Here is a 14,911-nt window from a genome sequence, read left to right on the forward strand (position 1 = left end):
AAACCAAGCTTTTCCAGACAGTCAAGTAAGTCGTTCTTACTTTAAGCAGTTACCTCATATGCGCGCCCTTCATTTTCAAGGTGAACAGTTGGTTGGCTATCTTGGGTTGGATTATCGCGTTGTTAGCGTCGGTGGGGAAATACATAAGGTTCTGGGTGTAATCGACTTCTGTGTTGATGAGCGTTATCGAGGGCAAGGTATTGGCTCTCTCATGTTGTCAGAACTGTCGGCATTTGCCGAAACTAAAGACGTTGATTTCATAATCCTCATATCTGAGTTAGATGATTTCTACTCATCGAATGGTTTTAACAAAGTTCAGTGTATGCAGTCTTGGTTGAGACTGCACGAGCACACCAACTTTGGAGTTGCGGTAGAGCATATTGATGAACTGTATGTGAAACCACTCAGAGGTAAGCAGTGGGGTGTGGGACATTTTGATTGGCTAGGTTATATGTACTAGTCAACCACAGGGCTAACAAGCAATTCAAGCTGATTCGCAACGCTCGGCATTTTCGGTTTCAATTGCTTTGGTGATTACGGTTAAGTATTTGGGTAATGAGGCAGCGTTGTTCAAATATATGGTCTCCCCCTGTTTTACAAGTTAGTAGTGTGATTAAAAGTGCATAACAAACTGTTCAAGAGGGCGTTAGGGCTAATCCCCAGTAATTAGGAATGTAAATGAATAAGTCGATTGTGAGGAGTGTTTTGATACTAATTGGTCTAACAACTCCACATTTGGGGTACACAAATGAGTCTCAGAGCTCTGAATTAGGGGATTGTTAAGGTGTCTGTCCCAATGAGATTACCCTCGGTGTGTGTCCTGAATTACTAATTATATTATTACCTTAAATTAGTCTGTTGCTAGTTTCAGTTTAATACGATCATATTCACCAGAATAACTGTACTTCGCCTTGTTGAATTCTACTTCGCCTTTAAGCCCTACGACTGAACCTGTAGAGTCAAAACAAACTGCCGTTGGGCCAGTACCTGTTGATATGTTGTTCTCCCACATTATGTAGTTATTCGTACCTTTCTGTTTTGTATCAATTTCCCCGCATATCTGATACGTTTGGTTGGCGGTCCCGGACGAGCCTTTTTGATATGTAACAATGATATCTCCACCCCTTTGTGAGGCTGAAAAAAGCACCCCTTTTTCAATGAACTTGTGTTGTTTCTCTTCCCAGCTAATTTGTTGATCGTGGATACGGCCCACGCGATAGTACAAACCACCGTTATGACTACTGATTACAATTGCTTCTTTGTCACCATTGAAGAGGATGGTTGGTTGAGTGCCAGACCCACAACGATTGCTATCAGTCCATCGAATTTTATCTTTTAGGATTGTACCTATTCGATAAAAGATATTGCTAGATGCCATGCTCTCATTGTACGTAAGTATGACAGTTTCATCGTTTACTCTAACAATTGAGGGGCTTACCCCTTTAAATAATTTTTGAAACGAAGAGAAGTTTATTACCGAACCCTTGACGTCGCCAATCGAGCTCCAGAGGTATGGGGTTTTTTCACTCTCATGAACCTCCACAACAATATTCTTCTTTAAAACAGCCACCGAAGGGAATCGCCCGGTGGTGTATTTTTTGTTTGCAGAAGTCAGTGGTTTGATTACATGGTCATTCATTTCCGCAAGACCATAAAACAGATTCCTCATCTGATAATCTTGCCAAACTCCAACATAGGTACCCATGTGTTCTGATATTCTGTACCAATCCCCTTCGCCTATCTGATCTCCGAAAACTGACGCTTTGGGCCTTCCGTATGTATCCCAGTATTTAATACCTGAGTGCCTTTCTTCTTTTTTGGTGTCATCTTTTTTAGCGGCGACAATCCTGTTGTCAAAAGCAATCCAAGAGCGGTCACTGTTTGTGTTGAACTGGATGAACTTCTCGCCATCTTCAGTCATCATTGTCAAAGTTATATCGCTTGCACCTAACAATCCTGCAAGGTGACTTGGTTCGAGAATTTTTAGTATAGAGTTTGATTTATCAAGTACCTTGACTTGTTGTTGAGGATTTATTTGGAGTCCATTCTTCTTAAAGAAATCCCTGTTAGCTTTGGCTTGCTTTTGTATCTTTCGACTTAGCTTACCTAGTTTGTATGTAAGTTTTGCAGCATTCGTTGTGCTTGATAAAAGTGATGAGGCAGATTTTGCTAGCTTGAGAGCGAACATGGCAGAATCAAAAAAAAGCCAATCTTTATTTAGTGTTGCTATTACATATATAGGTTGGTCCGAATTGTTAAGGATTCTAATTTTGTTAGACATTGATTTTTCCTATATGTGACTCGGTGAATATAAATTTTATATAGAAATAAGATTTTTAGTTCAACAACTGAATGGCATTTATGCGAGCGTTGTGTTCAGTTTACTAATTAATCCAAACGAACAGCCTTTTGGTGTATGTCCTGAATTTATTAACTCAATCCACGAGCATTAGGATACATTATCAGGTTGTTAAGGTGTCTGTCCCAATTAGCTCTCAGTCAGATAGCACCAAAACCATACTGAATCGGCCGCTCTCAGAGATCCCAATGACAGCCTTAAGCGTGTAGTTCAGAGCAAAACAGATGGCCGATAATGAAGACCTGACCTCTCAAAATACATGGATTATTATGGTGTCTGTCCCAAGTAGATTTGTTCCAATTGGATTATTAGATTCGCCATGGTTTAGGTATGGTGGTCGTGTTGTTCAAACCTGAATTTGGCGTTAACTGTACAGGAGGAAGTCGTGCAAGAAGAATATATGGAATACTACGCGAAATTTGATGAAGAGAAGCGCCTTATTTCTCAAAATATAACACGTATTGAATTTGATACGACATTGAGTGTGCTGGGTGCTTATATTGCTCCAGAATGTCATGTGACAGAGCTTGGTGCAGCGACTGGACGATACTCACTTCACTATGCTCAGCTGGGTATGAGTGTGACAGCGGTCGAGTTAGTTCCTGAATTAGTGGAACAACTCAAAGATAATGCCACACGTCGTTCTTTGAATTTATCTGTCTATGAAGCGAACGCAATGGACGTCAGTTTTATAGAGGATGGTAGTCAGGATGTCGTGTTAATCTTAGGTCCTCTTTACCATATACAGTCAAAGTCAGACAGAGAAGCTGTATTGCGAGAAGCTAATCGCATATTAAAGCCTAATGGAGTCGTTGCAATAGCATATATAAGCCGATTCTTTGTTTCAGGATTACTAGCGAAAATGTCTAGTGACTTGGTTTCTCCGGCGGTTTTGAGTGAGCTAAAAGAAAGTGGCTTAGTTACTTCACCAGATGTAGACCCATTTTTTAGAACTGGCTACTTTGCTGAGCCATCCGAAATTGAATCCATAGCAACTCAATCAGGTTTTTGCGTTGAAAAGCATATAGCAACTGATGGTTTTGTTCGTTTTATAGGTCATGAGGTTAACCATTTGAATGAACAACAATATCAAGCTTGGTTGTCATATCACCTTTCTACTTGTGCTGAACCATCATTGCTAGGTAGTAGTAATCACGGTTTAGTTATTGCGAAAAAGTGTAGTTGAGATTGTTAATGCAGTTGTTAAGGTGTCTGTCCCAATTAGATTATCGGGTGTGTTTTTGGCGAAATTCATTAGACCAGAATGAGCGATGCGCACCTACTCATTGTTTTACATAGAAATTATGAGGGGATTCGTAAGAAAGCGGCATTATGCTTTCGATCTATAATTATACTGGTTGAACATACAGTTCTTTTTTCTGTATGATGTATTAACTCATTGTTATATGGAAGTTTGTGATGAAGTTTAGTCGTGTTAGTACATTTTTATTTGGATTGATTGCCAGTATCACAGGGGTGGGCACTTTATACATCTCATTACTACAACCGTCACCTTCTTTAACAGCTTATGTTCATGACGGAATATTCTATGTACCTGCTCAGTATACTCGGCAAGAAAAAGAAATAGAGCAGCTAACAAATTCATTCCACATTCGTTCTAGCTTAAACGAATATGAAGACGATTTATCATATAGCCAGAAAAAGAACATAGCAGATATGCTGAGTGACTCTATTGAAAAAGCTAAGAAGCCTTTTTTTTCCGGAGGTTTGCATAAATATCGTTCGTTGGTGTATTTTCATGTCTATAACAACGGTGATGCTGTTGCAAAGGATGTATACATTGAATTACCTGAAAAAGCCTTGCTGATGATAGAAGATCAAGGAGGACAATATAGTCATCCTGAGGAATTAATTCATCAATATAAAATCAAGCAACTACGACAAAAAGGAAAGTATCGGTTTTGGGCTTGGTTTCCTATGGAAAACAAAGAGATTAATATTTACGACATAAAAATTGGTAGCGATACTCAGGTCGCTGATATTGAATATGCAGAGGAATATACAGGTTACTCTGCTCTTTTGGCGAGGCACTCTGAATTTGTTTATGCAGTGCTGGCGATGTTTATGTTCATGTTTATCTATACACTTTATGAAGCATTTTTTTGCAATGACACATCGGAAGAAGAAACATAACAAGTATTCAAGTTGATTCGCAACACTCGGCGCTTTCGGTTCCAATAGACTTGGAGGTAACGGTGAAGTGTTTGGGTAATGTGGCAGTTTTGGTCACAACTTAATTGGGCTAGTTTAATAGGATAATTTTATGAGAAATAGTTTAGATGCGGATTTAATTTTTCAGGAACTTGAGCCCAAGCTAAAAGTATTAATTGATAAGTATGAAAGTGAAATAATTTACGCATTAGTTATTTCTGAGGGCGTTGTTTACATCCACACAGAAGTTGGTCTTAACACAACTCTAAACGAGTACATTGAGTGGTGGGATCTAGAGAATAAACACCTAAACAGCTGGGAAGAGCTTGAACAATACCAAGAGGATCAGTTAGATACTTGGTCTGATTTGGATGGAGTTGTTGGTTGGCGTATTCAAAAGAAAGTTAAGGATAATGAATCTGAGTTAACCGACACGCATAAAGTTGAATTATTGAAGTTAATTAATGCTGATCGCCAGAAAAAAAGGCTAGAGGACACTTACAGGTCAGAAGAAACTCGTGAACAAGTCAGGAAGAACATAGGAGATTGGAGCAACCAATATTCTATAGCACTTTATGGTATGTCTGGGTACGACGAAGCAGCATATTGTGAGCATTATGAATTGGGGGATGAAGATCAAAAGGTGAGTGAATATGGAGTCGCAATGCAAGCTCTGCTTAAGCTAATTATTTCTAGCGATCTTTTTAAACTTGTAAACTTAGCTCCCGACTTTTATCACCGCACACAGGAGCATTCTTATTAAACAAAAAGTCTTTAGAGTGATTCGCAACGCGACATTTTCACTATATGTTGGTTTTGATCTTTAAGGTGGTATGCGGTGGCATCGGTATAGCGCTGCTCACTACTTAATTTGGTATTAGGTGCTCGGAGGAAATGATGAGTCCAAAGGAAGTTGTCCTAGCTTTTTGGGATGCAATGAAAACAAATGATTTTGCGAAGGCCAGTGAGTGGCTCAGCCCTGATTTTGAGGGATTCTGGCCTCAGTCAGGTGAGTTAATTGTAGGTCGAGAAAACTTCACCGCTATTAATTCTTACTACCCAGAAAATGGTGTTTGGGAGTTTGACGTTCATTCTGTGGTTTGTGATGGTGCAATAGTCGTAACTGATGTCTCGATTACGGATAGTGTTCAAAAAGATCGAGCGATAACATTTCACACTGTAGAAGATGGTTTAATTGTGAAGCAAAAAGAGTTCTGGCCTGGGCCAATGGAAGCCCCGGAGTGGCGAGCAAAATGGGTTAAGGTTGATTGGCATAAAAATTATATTGATGACAGCACAATTATCACAGATAGCTATAAAACGACACAGAATGTTCGCAGATATTTCAAATCTAAATTTGGTGAAAATTTTAAGTTTGATCGCGATTTCATGAATTGGATTAACAATGCCACAGGTTTGACAATGGGGGATGCCTCAGAAGAATGGGTTAAACGACAGAAATCAAAGTAATTGATATTAAAGTACAGAAAAAGCCTCCCGAATGATGGGAGGCTGTTTTGTATCTCAGTGGCTTACTGTTCCCATTCAGGGAAAGGGTCTTCCAAAGATAACCAATAGTCGAGTCCTTGCTCAATCTCATCTTCTGTTAACAAGCAGTCGTTGAGGCGGGCAATCAATTTCTCTTGCTCTAATCCCTGACCAATAAACACCAGTTCTTGTCGCATATCGCCATAAGGTTCTTGCCAAATGTCGTTTATGGCGTCGAGGTAATCTTGATCCGTCGGCCATTCCTCTTTCGGAATCGCTTTCCAAAACATACCCGCGACTCCATAACGTGCGATGCCTCCTGCTTGGCTCCATTGACCGATAAAATCTGGTCTGGTTGCTAGCCAAAAGTAACCTTTGGAACGAATCAGTTTGCCGTAATCTTGCGCATTATGGAGGAAGTCATAAAACTTCTCTGGGTGGAAAGGGCGTCGCGCATGATATGCAAAGCTGGAAATACCGTATTCCTCGGTTTCAGGTATATGTTCGCCTTGCATTTCTTTCAACCAACCTGGAGCTTGTTGTGCCTTTTCAAAACTGAAGCTTTGTGTGTCGAGTACTGCATCAAGCTCTACTTCACCATTCGAGATCGGAAGTATGGTGGCCGATGTGTTTAGGGTTTTAAGAATCGCAACAAGCCTTTCGATTTCAGATTTCTCAGCAAGGTCGGTTTTACTTATCAAGATCACGTCAGCGAACTCTACTTGATCAACCAGTAAGTCAGCGACGCTGCGTTCATCGTCTTCACCTAAGGACTCGGATGTCTCTGTTAAGAACTTAGCTTCATCGTAATCGCGCAGAAAATTAATCGCATCAACCACCGTAACCATGGTGTCTAAACGCGCAACGTCTGAAAGTGAAAGCCCGTTTTCATCGCTAAAAGTAAAAGTCTCGGCAACAGGTAGAGGCTCAGCGATGCCAGTAGACTCGATAACTAGATAATCGAATCTGCCTTCTTGAGCGAGTTTAGTGACTTCTTCTAGTAGATCTTCACGCAGGGTACAACAGATGCAGCCGTTACTCATTTCAACCAACTTTTCTTCACTGTGGTTGAGAGAAACTTCATTCTGAACGGTTGCTGCGTCGATGTTGATTTCGCTCATATCGTTGACGATGACCGCTACTTTTCTGCCTTGTCTATTGTTAAGAATATGACTTAAAACGGTTGTTTTTCCTGCGCCTAGAAAGCCGGACAAAACCGTAACAGGGAGTTTCTGGGTGTTCATGCTCATGCTCTTTATAGTGTAATGTTATAATATAACAATTGATATAGTCGGTGATCTTAACTCTGGCATCAAGCAGTTTGTGATTGTGTCAAGCACTGCACCTTATCGGCGCCTCTATTCGTCGTTAAGTTGTACAGACTCAGATGTGCGGAATTTAGACATCGAACTCTTATCTCGGTGTGGAGGTTTCTATGAACGAAGAGAAAAAGCATGTCATGACAGAAGAAGAAATTCTTGCAGCGCCCGAGGCGGATTATATGAATCAATCTCAGACCGCGTTTTTTGAAAACCGATTATTTGAGCTTTATGACTCAACGTTAGCGCATATTGAACGCGCTAAAGAAGAGATGATTGCGCCAATGGAATTCAGTGATGAAAGCGACAGGGCTTCCAGCGAGGAGCAATCTGCAATCGCATTAAGGATCATAGATAGAGAGCAAAAGCTGTTACCTAAGATCCAACAATCTTTGGCTCGCTTGCGCGCAGGGGAGTATGGCTATTGTTTAGAGTCCGGTGATCCTATCGGTATTCCAAGGCTATTGGCACGACCTACAGCTGAATATAGTACAGAAGTGAAAGCGCAAATGGAGTCAAAAGAACACTGGTACAGGGAGTAAGGTACCACCCAAGTAAATAGGGGAAAGTAGGTTTTAATTATCATTGCGTCGCATAATAACGTGCAAGACATTACTTGTTTTCACTCAACATGAATATTCTTCATGTTGAGTGTGAGGAAATGTAACTTTCACTTCTGTCATATTGTGATTGAATAGCCAAATAGATTTTAGCGGTATGGATGTCTAAATGGTAAATCTGAAAATATTGGATGGTGGCATGGGGCGCGAGCTAAAGCGCATCGGTGCTCCTTTTTCTCAACCTCTTTGGAGTGCTCAAGCGCTTATCGAATCCCCACAACATGTTACGCAAGCGCACCAAGGTTTTATTGATGCAGGGGCGCAAATCATTACCGTCAACAGTTATGCCTGTGTTCCGTTTCATTTGGGTGAGGATTTGTATGCACAGCAGGGACGCGAGCTGGCAGAGAAAGCGGCTAAAATTGCTCGTGATGTCGTGACGTTGTCACAAAAAGAAGTGCTTGTTGCTGGCGCTATCCCTCCTGCCTTTGGTTCTTATCGACCTGATTTATTTGAAGAAAAGAGTGCTTACGACATCAGTGTGAGTTTATTTAAAGCGCAAGAACCTTATGTGGACATTTGGTTGGCGGAAACCGTTGCAAGCCTTAGCGAAGCGCGAGTGATCAGCCAAGTTCTGTCTAAAACCGACAAGCCAGTTTATATCGCTTTCACGTTAGAAGATGAAGTCAGCAAAGTCTCACGTCTGCGCTCTGGTGAGCTTGTCATAGACGCTGTAGAGGCGCTTCTTGATACTAATGCGCAGGGTGTTTTCTTCAATTGCTCAATTCCTGAAGTGATTGAACAAGCGATTAAAGACGTGAATCAGGTACTGGAACAAACAGAGAAGACGCTAATTATTGGTGTTTACGCGAACAGCTTTGCGCCAATTAAAGTGAATCACCAAGCGAATGAGTCATATCAAGGACTTAGACACTTCTCTCCAACAGAATATCTGGAATACGCGAAAACGTGGCATCGCTTAGGGGCGAGTATCATTGGCGGCTGTTGTGGCATTGAGCCAAGTCATATTGCTGAACTGACGGCGTGGAGAGATACTGTTGAAGAATCTTAATCTCGGGCTCACCATTCCTGCGATTGGTACTGTCCTGATCATTCTACTTGTCTCTTCGATGTTCCCTGAACAGTCTCAAGCGATGGCGAACAACGCAATGACGTTTGTGACCGATTGGTTTGGTTGGTTAGTGCAAATCTTCAGTCTTGCTCTTGTTGGCTTTCTACTGTGGTTGGCGTTTTCCAAGTACGGTGACATTCGATTAGGGGAGGGAAAGCCCGAATATTCGAACTTCTCTTTTGGCGGTATGATCTTTACGGCTGGCGTTGGTGCATCGCTTATTTATTGGGGGATTGGGGAGCCTATGTACTACCTACAATCTCCTCCGTTATTTGCCGAGGCCAACAGTTATACCGCGGCTGCGTGGTCGGTCACTTATTCAATGTTCCACTGGGGGATAACAGGGTGGGCGATCTACTGTTTCCCTGCGATTCCTTTTGCTTACGCTTTCTATGTGCAAAAACGCCGTACATTGAAGCTCTCGACACTCTGTGAACCCGTAATTGGTAACAATCCAATCGTGGGTAAATGCGTGGATCTTTTGGCCATCTTCGGCACACTCGCGGCGTTTGCGAGTTCATTGGCGTTAACCGTTACTCTGCTTAGTACGGGAACCGCTGAACTATTTGGAATAGAGAATAACTTGTTGCTTCAAGGTGGCATCATCTTCTTGTTTGTATTGGTTTTATTTGCAGTGACGCTGGTGGGCTTCAACAAAGGCATCAGTAAGGTATCGGATTACACGGTCATCGCTGCGATTCTCTTTGCCTTGTTTGTGTTGTTTTCATCAAATGCCCAATTTGTCTTGAACAACGTAACGGATTCACTTGGAGTGATGCTCGATAGCTTCTTCCGTATGTCCCTTTGGACAGATCCGGTGCAAAAGAGTGGTTTCCCTCAAGCATGGACTCAATATTATTGGTTCTGGTACTACGCGTACTTAATCATGATGGGGTTGTTTATTACCCGCATATCGAGAGGCCGTACTATCCGTGAAGTCATCTTGTATACCACCTCGATGGGCGCTTTGGGATGTGCTTTCTTTATCGCTATCTTTGGGGGCTACGCGGTTTGGGCGCAGTTATTAGGTGGTTATCCTGTTCAAGAGTGGATGAGCAATGGTGGATTGACGTTTGCCGTCGTCTCGTTGATCAAAACGTTGCCAGCAAACAATGTGGTTCTTGCGGTGTTTTTGGTGATTCAATTCTTCTTGATGTTGACGACGATGTCGAGCGCTAGTGTTGCCACCTCGATGCTGACGACGAATCAGCTATCCCTAAACGGAGACCCAGACAACAAAGTCAAACTGATGTGGGCAGGGGCGATTGCACTTATCAGCTTTAGCGTATTCCTCACAGGTGGCGGCATCAATACCATTAAGTCTTTGTGCGTGGTAGCGGGACTACCGATGATGTTTATCTACGGCATTTTGGTTAAACAGCTCATGATGGAACTGAAAGGCAAGACAGCTTCGCAACCAGAATTGGAAGCGTCTGTAAAAGCACAAGAACTGATTGCTTAGCCTCAAACAACAAACCCTCTTCATGTTTAAACTTGAAGAGGGTTTCTATTGTTCAATCCACGAACTTGAGATCTTATACCCTCCCTGAGCGCTAACTTGATGCGCTGTTCTTCATCAGTAAGAAAAACACAAACACGCCACCTATTGAAGTGGTGACGATACCGACAGGGAGCTCCTGAGGAATGAGTATGACTCTCGCTATCAAGTCACTTCCAAGCAAAAATAGACTGCCAAGGATAGCGGAGAAAACAATCAACCCTTTATGCAATGAGCCCGTTAACATGCGTGCGATATGAGGCACCATAAGCCCAATAAAACCGATAATGCCAGTAAGTGATACAAAGATTGCGGTGCTTTTGTGTCACTAGAGCAGGGCTTGCTATTACTGACTAGCGTTTTACTTAGTCAATCTCTCTTCCGTCTCCCTTTCAAATAACCACATATACTAGGGGGTAGTATAAAATACTGGAGGGGAGTATAGTTTTTAAAAACATAACTCACTGGGAAGTGTCACTGTATGAAAGACGTAAAAGGTGTTTTTCGCAACCTAGAAAAAATGCTGCAAAACGCGAATTGGTTTGAAGATGGATGGGAAATTTATAACCGAGGAGAGTACCTCCAGCTATATAAACAAAACTGGTTCAACGAAAACCAGGGTGGTGTGCATTTCGAAACGTATATCGAAGGGCCTCAAGTGAAGCAAAAAGCCTTTCCAATTTGTATGCATGCGGAGGAAGACTGTCCATCTCAAGCTGAATTTGTACGTCAATTCAGAGAGCTAGAAGGAAGCCGTATTGCGGGTTGGAAAGGGTATAAAATACTGGATAACAGCTATGGCATTTGCCAGCGAACACTACCGCTCAACTTTAAAAACCTAGAACAACGTTTGTTTGAAGAGTTCAACCGACTGCGTGCCCTAGAAGCAAGCATCGACAAAGTGCTGGGTAGGTTATAAATGAAAAAACACAAAAGCCCTTGTATCGATGTATGTGATTTTTCCCATAGCAAAGGATGGTGCGCTGGGTGCGGAAGAACGCGAGAAGAATGTAAGGCTTGGAAATCGATGAAGCCTTACGCCATCAATGCTCTCAAAAAAGATCTGCAAAAGAGAATGTCTCAAATGAAAGCTCAGTAAAACTGGGCTTTATTTAATGTATGAGTCGAGAACTTTAATCACCACGTCCATATCTGCTTTTCGCTGTTCTTGGCTTTCTTCTAGAACAAGGTGCTCATGCAAATGGCCTTTAATGACCTCTTTCATCAAACCATTTACCGCACCTCGAATCGCGGCGATCTGCTGCAACACATCTTGGCACTCTTGCTCTTCGTCCAACATCTTCTTAAGACCGTTAACCTGACCTTGTATCTTGCTGACTCGGGCCGTTAGCTTTTTCTTATCTTTGGCTGTATGTGACATAGCATTTGTACTCAATGTAATGGGCAGTATAAAGGGAACAATCGGTAATGTAGCACTGAATTTATACTGGGGGGTAGTGTTTATACTAGCGGGGAGTATATTAGCGTTCAGGACTATACAGTTTGGACAGTGAGTTAAGCGACTCTTTCATACTTTAAGCATTCATTAAAGGCTAATGTTACCATCCCCGCAACTCATGGATGTCCCACAGTGTGCCTGCACGCTAACAGCGAGGCCGTTTACGTCTAAAACGCGCTCTATCGATGGGTCAACTTTCACAAGGTTATTTTTTCATTAGTTCATATCAATAAATCATGCTTTGCGCCAATACTTCAGCGCAGGCCGTGGTTAGCCTAACTCTTGTTATTTAAATTGAGGGTTTGGCATGCCAACCATAGAACTCAATGGTTCAGAGGGTAAAGGTGGTGTAAATCTGCGAGAAGATGTGGTCGATATCAACTCGTGAGAGCCATCAAAGCAAATCCTAAATGGCATGAAGCGAACAAAGCGTTGGATTGGTCGATGTTGGCTCGCGCTGAACATTGCTATGACGAGAGGCTAAAAGCAGCGTTTGCAACACTCAGCGCATGAAAAGGAGATGAAAAATGACATTCGAAGAAATAAAGAGCAAGCTAAAAGGACACGCTAAGTCAGTCGCAGTCGCTGTTTTGGGTGGTTTATCCGCAATCGCTATTCCAGTTTGGCAGATTTACTTTGTAGAAACATCAGACATAAATGTTGAAATCGAAGAGATACGCCGAGTTAATGCTGATACTTACCGCGTTGCATTGGCGACAGAAGAACTCAGGTTGCTCATACCATATATTGATGAGTCCTTATTCTATGAAGTGGAGCCAAATGGAAATAGGGGAGATAAGATTCGTTACCCTACATTCGATGTAAACACACTGATAGAAGCTTATGACAGTGCAAAAGTTGATTTGAAAAATATTGCGGAAACAAAAAGACAATTGTCACGGTACATCACGACGATTGATGCCTACCTAGATCCGAAAAATAATGAGTTTTTGTTGACGGAATTCCGTGTAGGTGAAATGAAAAGCTGGGGTTTAAGCAACTATATTGATGATGACGAAGCGGTTTATTATGAGCGACAAGTGTTATCAATAACAAGAAATTACTCGGGGATGACATTTAAAACGGATAGTGGCCCAGCCTTGAACGTACCAGCGCTAAAGTTTTTGTTGTCTGACGTGAAAGAAGATCTGCAAGAAGTGATTGAGGAAAATGATGCGACGTTGGAAAATCTACGTGACAACATGCGAGGTATTGACGCGCAATTGGCGAAAATTCAGGGAGAACAGCAGGGGCTTTATAGCTTTTTTGAAGTAGACATAGTGGCCACCAATAATGGACGCGCGAGTGCATCGCTTCGTCCCGTAGGGATGGTAAGGGTCAATATTAGCGGCAATAACTATGTAGATATCAAATTGGAACTGGTCGATTTCCAAAATTCATCAGAACTGCCTCCATCGTCAACTCGTTTATTGACCTATCGTTCTAATGAACTGCATCAGATGCCAGTGGAAGACAGAAACTTGGTCAATGCGTTTTGGGGCAGTACAGGACAAGCCAGGTTGATAAATTTAGATACAAAGCATCAGGTCTACTCGTCAAAGCCGACGGCTTTTGCAGACAATAGCAATCAAAAAATACTATTTGATCAACTAAAGAAAGCGGCGGCTTCGATTTAGATAGTTATTGAGTCAAATCTCTGGGTGAGGGGTGAATTGCAGAACGTCACAAAGCCTCCGGACAAACATATAATAAGGAGAACACCTGCCCATAGACCGTCTTGCACTGCGATCCACATCATCCATAAGGAAAATAAGCCAAACAACGACCATATAAAAATTGTGCCGTAATCGTTGGGACGCTGTCTCACGAGTTCAAATTGATAGACCACCTTGGCCTCTTGTACCGCTTGCTGCTGGGCTTGCTGATATTCTGGGGTCAGATCCGGTAACGAGTCGACAGACACATACATCAGTGAGGCCTTTCTATTTGTACTTGATACGTTGGGTTCAGGGGTATGTTCTACTCAGCTTTTGATTCACCAACAGTTGCTCAACCCCAATACACAAAGGCTCCCTGTTTAGGGAGCCTATTACTACTTACTCTTCTTCTATAACATTCACCAATTGTTTTAAGTGTTTTAGAAGTCGCAACTGCTCTTCAGATGAAGCTGCATAGTTGGCAAAATAAAAATTCTTATTTTCCCAATAAATCGCCTTTTTCTCTTCACTCTCAGTTTCCATTTCAAAAATTGGAGTTAGGTGCCATTGAATAAGTCCGTTTTTATAACGGCATTCTGGCACATCGTAAAGCTTGTAAGTGGCTTGAGGAGGGAAAGGCAGCAGTCGCTGCCTAGGTCTATTTGCTACTCCGGCCATTTTAAACGACATTAACAGCCCAGCGCCGGCACCAACAAACATCATCGGCCCCACCAGCGCCACACCGATAATCGAAATAGCAACGCCCACATAGCCCGAGTAGCGTAAGGCAGCAAAGCAGGCGTCAGGAACCAGAGTCAGCTCGGTGACTATCATGCCTTTTTCGGTTAAGGTCACCGTTTGTTTTACATCTGGGTTACCGGTGTAATATAAGTAGCTGCCTAAAGCAAAAGTAAACAAGGTAAATACGGTCATTCCAAGCCAGTCTAATAGAGAGCCTAACCATAAAAGATAACCAACTAAAGCGAGCCACAACAAGATTGTTACGTAATCGTTGGGACGCTGTCTTACGAGCTCAAATTGATAGACCACCTTGGCCTCTTGTACTGCTTGCTGCTGAGCGTGTTGATATTCTGGGGTTAGCTCCGGTAACGAATCGACAGACACGTACATCAGTGAGGCCCCATCAACTACACCTGATGGTAGTAGTCTTCATGTTCAACTTTGATGAACCTCTTCAAGTGGCGCATCATTTCTATTTGCTCTTGCTCTGTACTGGCATAGGTCAGGAAATAAAATTCTTTGTTG

The 14,911-nt window shown here is 42.2% G+C and carries 17 protein-coding genes and 1 pseudogene; 12 read left to right on the forward strand and 6 right to left on the reverse strand.

Going from position 1 to position 14,911, the window contains the following annotated elements; translation table 11 throughout:
• The coding region (locus OH455_RS22730) for a GNAT family N-acetyltransferase (protein WP_269982876.1) at nt 1-460 on the forward strand (460 nt) is incomplete at its 5' end.
• A gap of 390 nt (nt 461-850) precedes the next feature.
• Here OH455_RS22730 and OH455_RS22735 read toward each other — a convergent pair.
• Nucleotides 851-2,281 (reverse strand): hypothetical protein, encoded by a 1,431-nt coding sequence (locus tag OH455_RS22735; RefSeq protein WP_269982877.1) that lies wholly within the window; start codon nt 2,279-2,281, stop codon nt 851-853.
• A 436-nt stretch (nt 2,282-2,717) separates the two neighbouring features.
• On the opposite strand from OH455_RS22735, the gene OH455_RS22740 reads away from it, so the two are divergent.
• From OH455_RS22740 to OH455_RS23455, 5 genes and pseudogenes are all read left to right on the forward strand, one after another.
• A complete protein-coding gene (locus OH455_RS22740) occupies nt 2,718-3,545 on the forward strand; it encodes a class I SAM-dependent methyltransferase (RefSeq protein WP_269982878.1) in 828 nt (275 codons plus the stop codon).
• Nucleotides 3,546-3,778: 233 nt separating this feature from the next.
• The gene (locus OH455_RS22745) at nt 3,779-4,513 is read left to right on the forward strand and encodes a hypothetical protein (protein ID WP_269982879.1); all 735 of its coding nucleotides are present in this window, start codon (nt 3,779-3,781) and stop codon (nt 4,511-4,513) included.
• Nucleotides 4,514-4,643: 130 nt separating this feature from the next.
• The gene (locus tag OH455_RS22750) at nt 4,644-5,294 is read left to right on the forward strand and encodes a hypothetical protein (protein WP_269982880.1); all 651 of its coding nucleotides are present in this window, start codon (nt 4,644-4,646) and stop codon (nt 5,292-5,294) included.
• A gap of 173 nt (nt 5,295-5,467) precedes the next feature.
• Nucleotides 5,468-5,674 (forward strand): annotated as a pseudogene (locus tag OH455_RS23450) (nuclear transport factor 2 family protein); the annotation flags it as partial.
• 84 nt (nt 5,675-5,758) lie between these two features.
• Entirely contained in the window at nt 5,759-6,001 is a 243-nt protein-coding gene (locus OH455_RS23455) for a DUF6434 domain-containing protein (RefSeq protein WP_443088612.1), read from the forward strand.
• Between the two features lie 62 nt (nt 6,002-6,063).
• Here OH455_RS23455 and zigA read toward each other — a convergent pair whose 3' ends face one another.
• Nucleotides 6,064-7,263 (reverse strand): zinc metallochaperone GTPase ZigA, encoded by a 1,200-nt coding sequence (zigA, locus tag OH455_RS22765; RefSeq protein WP_269982881.1) that lies wholly within the window; start codon nt 7,261-7,263, stop codon nt 6,064-6,066.
• 191 nt (nt 7,264-7,454) lie between these two features.
• Here zigA and OH455_RS22770 point away from each other — a divergent pair, with 191 nt between their 5' ends.
• From OH455_RS22770 to OH455_RS22780, 3 genes are all read left to right on the forward strand, one after another.
• Nucleotides 7,455-7,880 (forward strand): TraR/DksA C4-type zinc finger protein, encoded by a 426-nt coding sequence (locus OH455_RS22770; RefSeq protein WP_045975988.1) that lies wholly within the window; start codon nt 7,455-7,457, stop codon nt 7,878-7,880.
• 187 nt (nt 7,881-8,067) lie between these two features.
• Nucleotides 8,068-8,970 (forward strand): homocysteine S-methyltransferase family protein, encoded by a 903-nt coding sequence (locus tag OH455_RS22775; RefSeq protein WP_269982882.1) that lies wholly within the window; start codon nt 8,068-8,070, stop codon nt 8,968-8,970.
• The gene (locus tag OH455_RS22780; RefSeq protein WP_269982883.1) at nt 8,957-10,492 is read left to right on the forward strand and encodes a BCCT family transporter; all 1,536 of its coding nucleotides are present in this window, start codon (nt 8,957-8,959) and stop codon (nt 10,490-10,492) included. The genes OH455_RS22775 and OH455_RS22780 overlap by 14 nt, the downstream gene beginning before the upstream one ends.
• 91 nt (nt 10,493-10,583) lie before the next feature.
• On the opposite strand, the gene OH455_RS22785 is transcribed toward OH455_RS22780, so the two are convergent.
• Nucleotides 10,584-10,838, reverse strand: a complete 255-nt coding sequence (locus OH455_RS22785) for an iron chelate uptake ABC transporter family permease subunit (protein ID WP_269982891.1) — start codon at nt 10,836-10,838, stop codon at nt 10,584-10,586.
• A gap of 171 nt (nt 10,839-11,009) precedes the next feature.
• On the opposite strand from OH455_RS22785, the gene OH455_RS22790 reads away from it, so the two are divergent.
• A complete protein-coding gene (locus tag OH455_RS22790; RefSeq protein ID WP_269982884.1) occupies nt 11,010-11,447 on the forward strand; it encodes a hypothetical protein in 438 nt (145 codons plus the stop codon).
• Nucleotides 11,448-11,627, forward strand: a complete 180-nt coding sequence (locus tag OH455_RS22795; protein ID WP_269982885.1) for a DUF1289 domain-containing protein — start codon at nt 11,448-11,450, stop codon at nt 11,625-11,627. It abuts the gene before it with no gap.
• A 9-nt stretch (nt 11,628-11,636) separates the two neighbouring features.
• Here OH455_RS22795 and rcnR read toward each other — a convergent pair whose 3' ends face one another.
• Complete coding sequence (gene rcnR, locus OH455_RS22800; protein ID WP_269982886.1) at nt 11,637-11,909, reverse strand: Ni(II)/Co(II)-binding transcriptional repressor RcnR; 273 nt, start codon at nt 11,907-11,909, stop codon at nt 11,637-11,639.
• A 605-nt stretch (nt 11,910-12,514) separates the two neighbouring features.
• On the opposite strand from rcnR, the gene OH455_RS22805 reads away from it, so the two are divergent.
• On the forward strand, nt 12,515-13,624 hold the full coding sequence (locus tag OH455_RS22805) for a hypothetical protein (RefSeq protein WP_269982887.1): 1,110 nt from the start codon (nt 12,515-12,517) through the stop codon (nt 13,622-13,624).
• On the opposite strand, the gene OH455_RS22810 is transcribed toward OH455_RS22805, so the two are convergent.
• Nucleotides 13,621-13,917 (reverse strand): hypothetical protein, encoded by a 297-nt coding sequence (locus OH455_RS22810; protein ID WP_269982888.1) that lies wholly within the window; start codon nt 13,915-13,917, stop codon nt 13,621-13,623. The genes OH455_RS22805 and OH455_RS22810 overlap by 4 nt on opposite strands.
• Nucleotides 13,918-14,044: 127 nt before the next feature.
• A complete protein-coding gene (locus tag OH455_RS22815; RefSeq protein ID WP_269982889.1) occupies nt 14,045-14,776 on the reverse strand; it encodes a hypothetical protein in 732 nt (243 codons plus the stop codon).
• Nucleotides 14,777-14,911 lie beyond the last annotated feature (135 nt).

Source organism: Vibrio sp. T11.5, assembly GCF_027587155.1.
In the GTDB taxonomy this organism is placed as follows: Bacteria; Pseudomonadota; Gammaproteobacteria; order Enterobacterales; family Vibrionaceae; genus Vibrio; species Vibrio neptunius.

Excerpts from the sequence above, each read along its gene's own strand:
- OH455_RS22735 (WP_269982877.1), bottom strand. The coding sequence starts at position 2,281 with ATGTCTAACAAAATTAGAATCCTTAACAATTCGGACCAACCTATATAT.
- OH455_RS22770 (WP_045975988.1), top strand. The coding sequence starts at position 7,455 with ATGAACGAAGAGAAAAAGCATGTCATGACAGAAGAAGAAATTCTTGCA.
- OH455_RS22750 (WP_269982880.1), top strand. The coding sequence starts at position 4,644 with ATGAGAAATAGTTTAGATGCGGATTTAATTTTTCAGGAACTTGAGCCC.
- OH455_RS22790 (WP_269982884.1), top strand. The coding sequence starts at position 11,010 with ATGAAAGACGTAAAAGGTGTTTTTCGCAACCTAGAAAAAATGCTGCAA.
- OH455_RS22805 (WP_269982887.1), top strand. The coding sequence starts at position 12,515 with ATGACATTCGAAGAAATAAAGAGCAAGCTAAAAGGACACGCTAAGTCA.
- OH455_RS22795 (WP_269982885.1), top strand. The coding sequence starts at position 11,448 with ATGAAAAAACACAAAAGCCCTTGTATCGATGTATGTGATTTTTCCCAT.
- OH455_RS22775 (WP_269982882.1), top strand. The coding sequence starts at position 8,068 with ATGGTAAATCTGAAAATATTGGATGGTGGCATGGGGCGCGAGCTAAAG.
- rcnR (WP_269982886.1), bottom strand. The coding sequence starts at position 11,909 with ATGTCACATACAGCCAAAGATAAGAAAAAGCTAACGGCCCGAGTCAGC.
- OH455_RS22745 (WP_269982879.1), top strand. The coding sequence starts at position 3,779 with ATGAAGTTTAGTCGTGTTAGTACATTTTTATTTGGATTGATTGCCAGT.
- OH455_RS22815 (WP_269982889.1), bottom strand. The coding sequence starts at position 14,776 with ATGTACGTGTCTGTCGATTCGTTACCGGAGCTAACCCCAGAATATCAA.
- zigA (WP_269982881.1), bottom strand. The coding sequence starts at position 7,263 with ATGAACACCCAGAAACTCCCTGTTACGGTTTTGTCCGGCTTTCTAGGC.
- OH455_RS22810 (WP_269982888.1), bottom strand. The coding sequence starts at position 13,917 with ATGTATGTGTCTGTCGACTCGTTACCGGATCTGACCCCAGAATATCAG.
- OH455_RS23455 (WP_443088612.1), top strand. The coding sequence starts at position 5,759 with ATGGAAGCCCCGGAGTGGCGAGCAAAATGGGTTAAGGTTGATTGGCAT.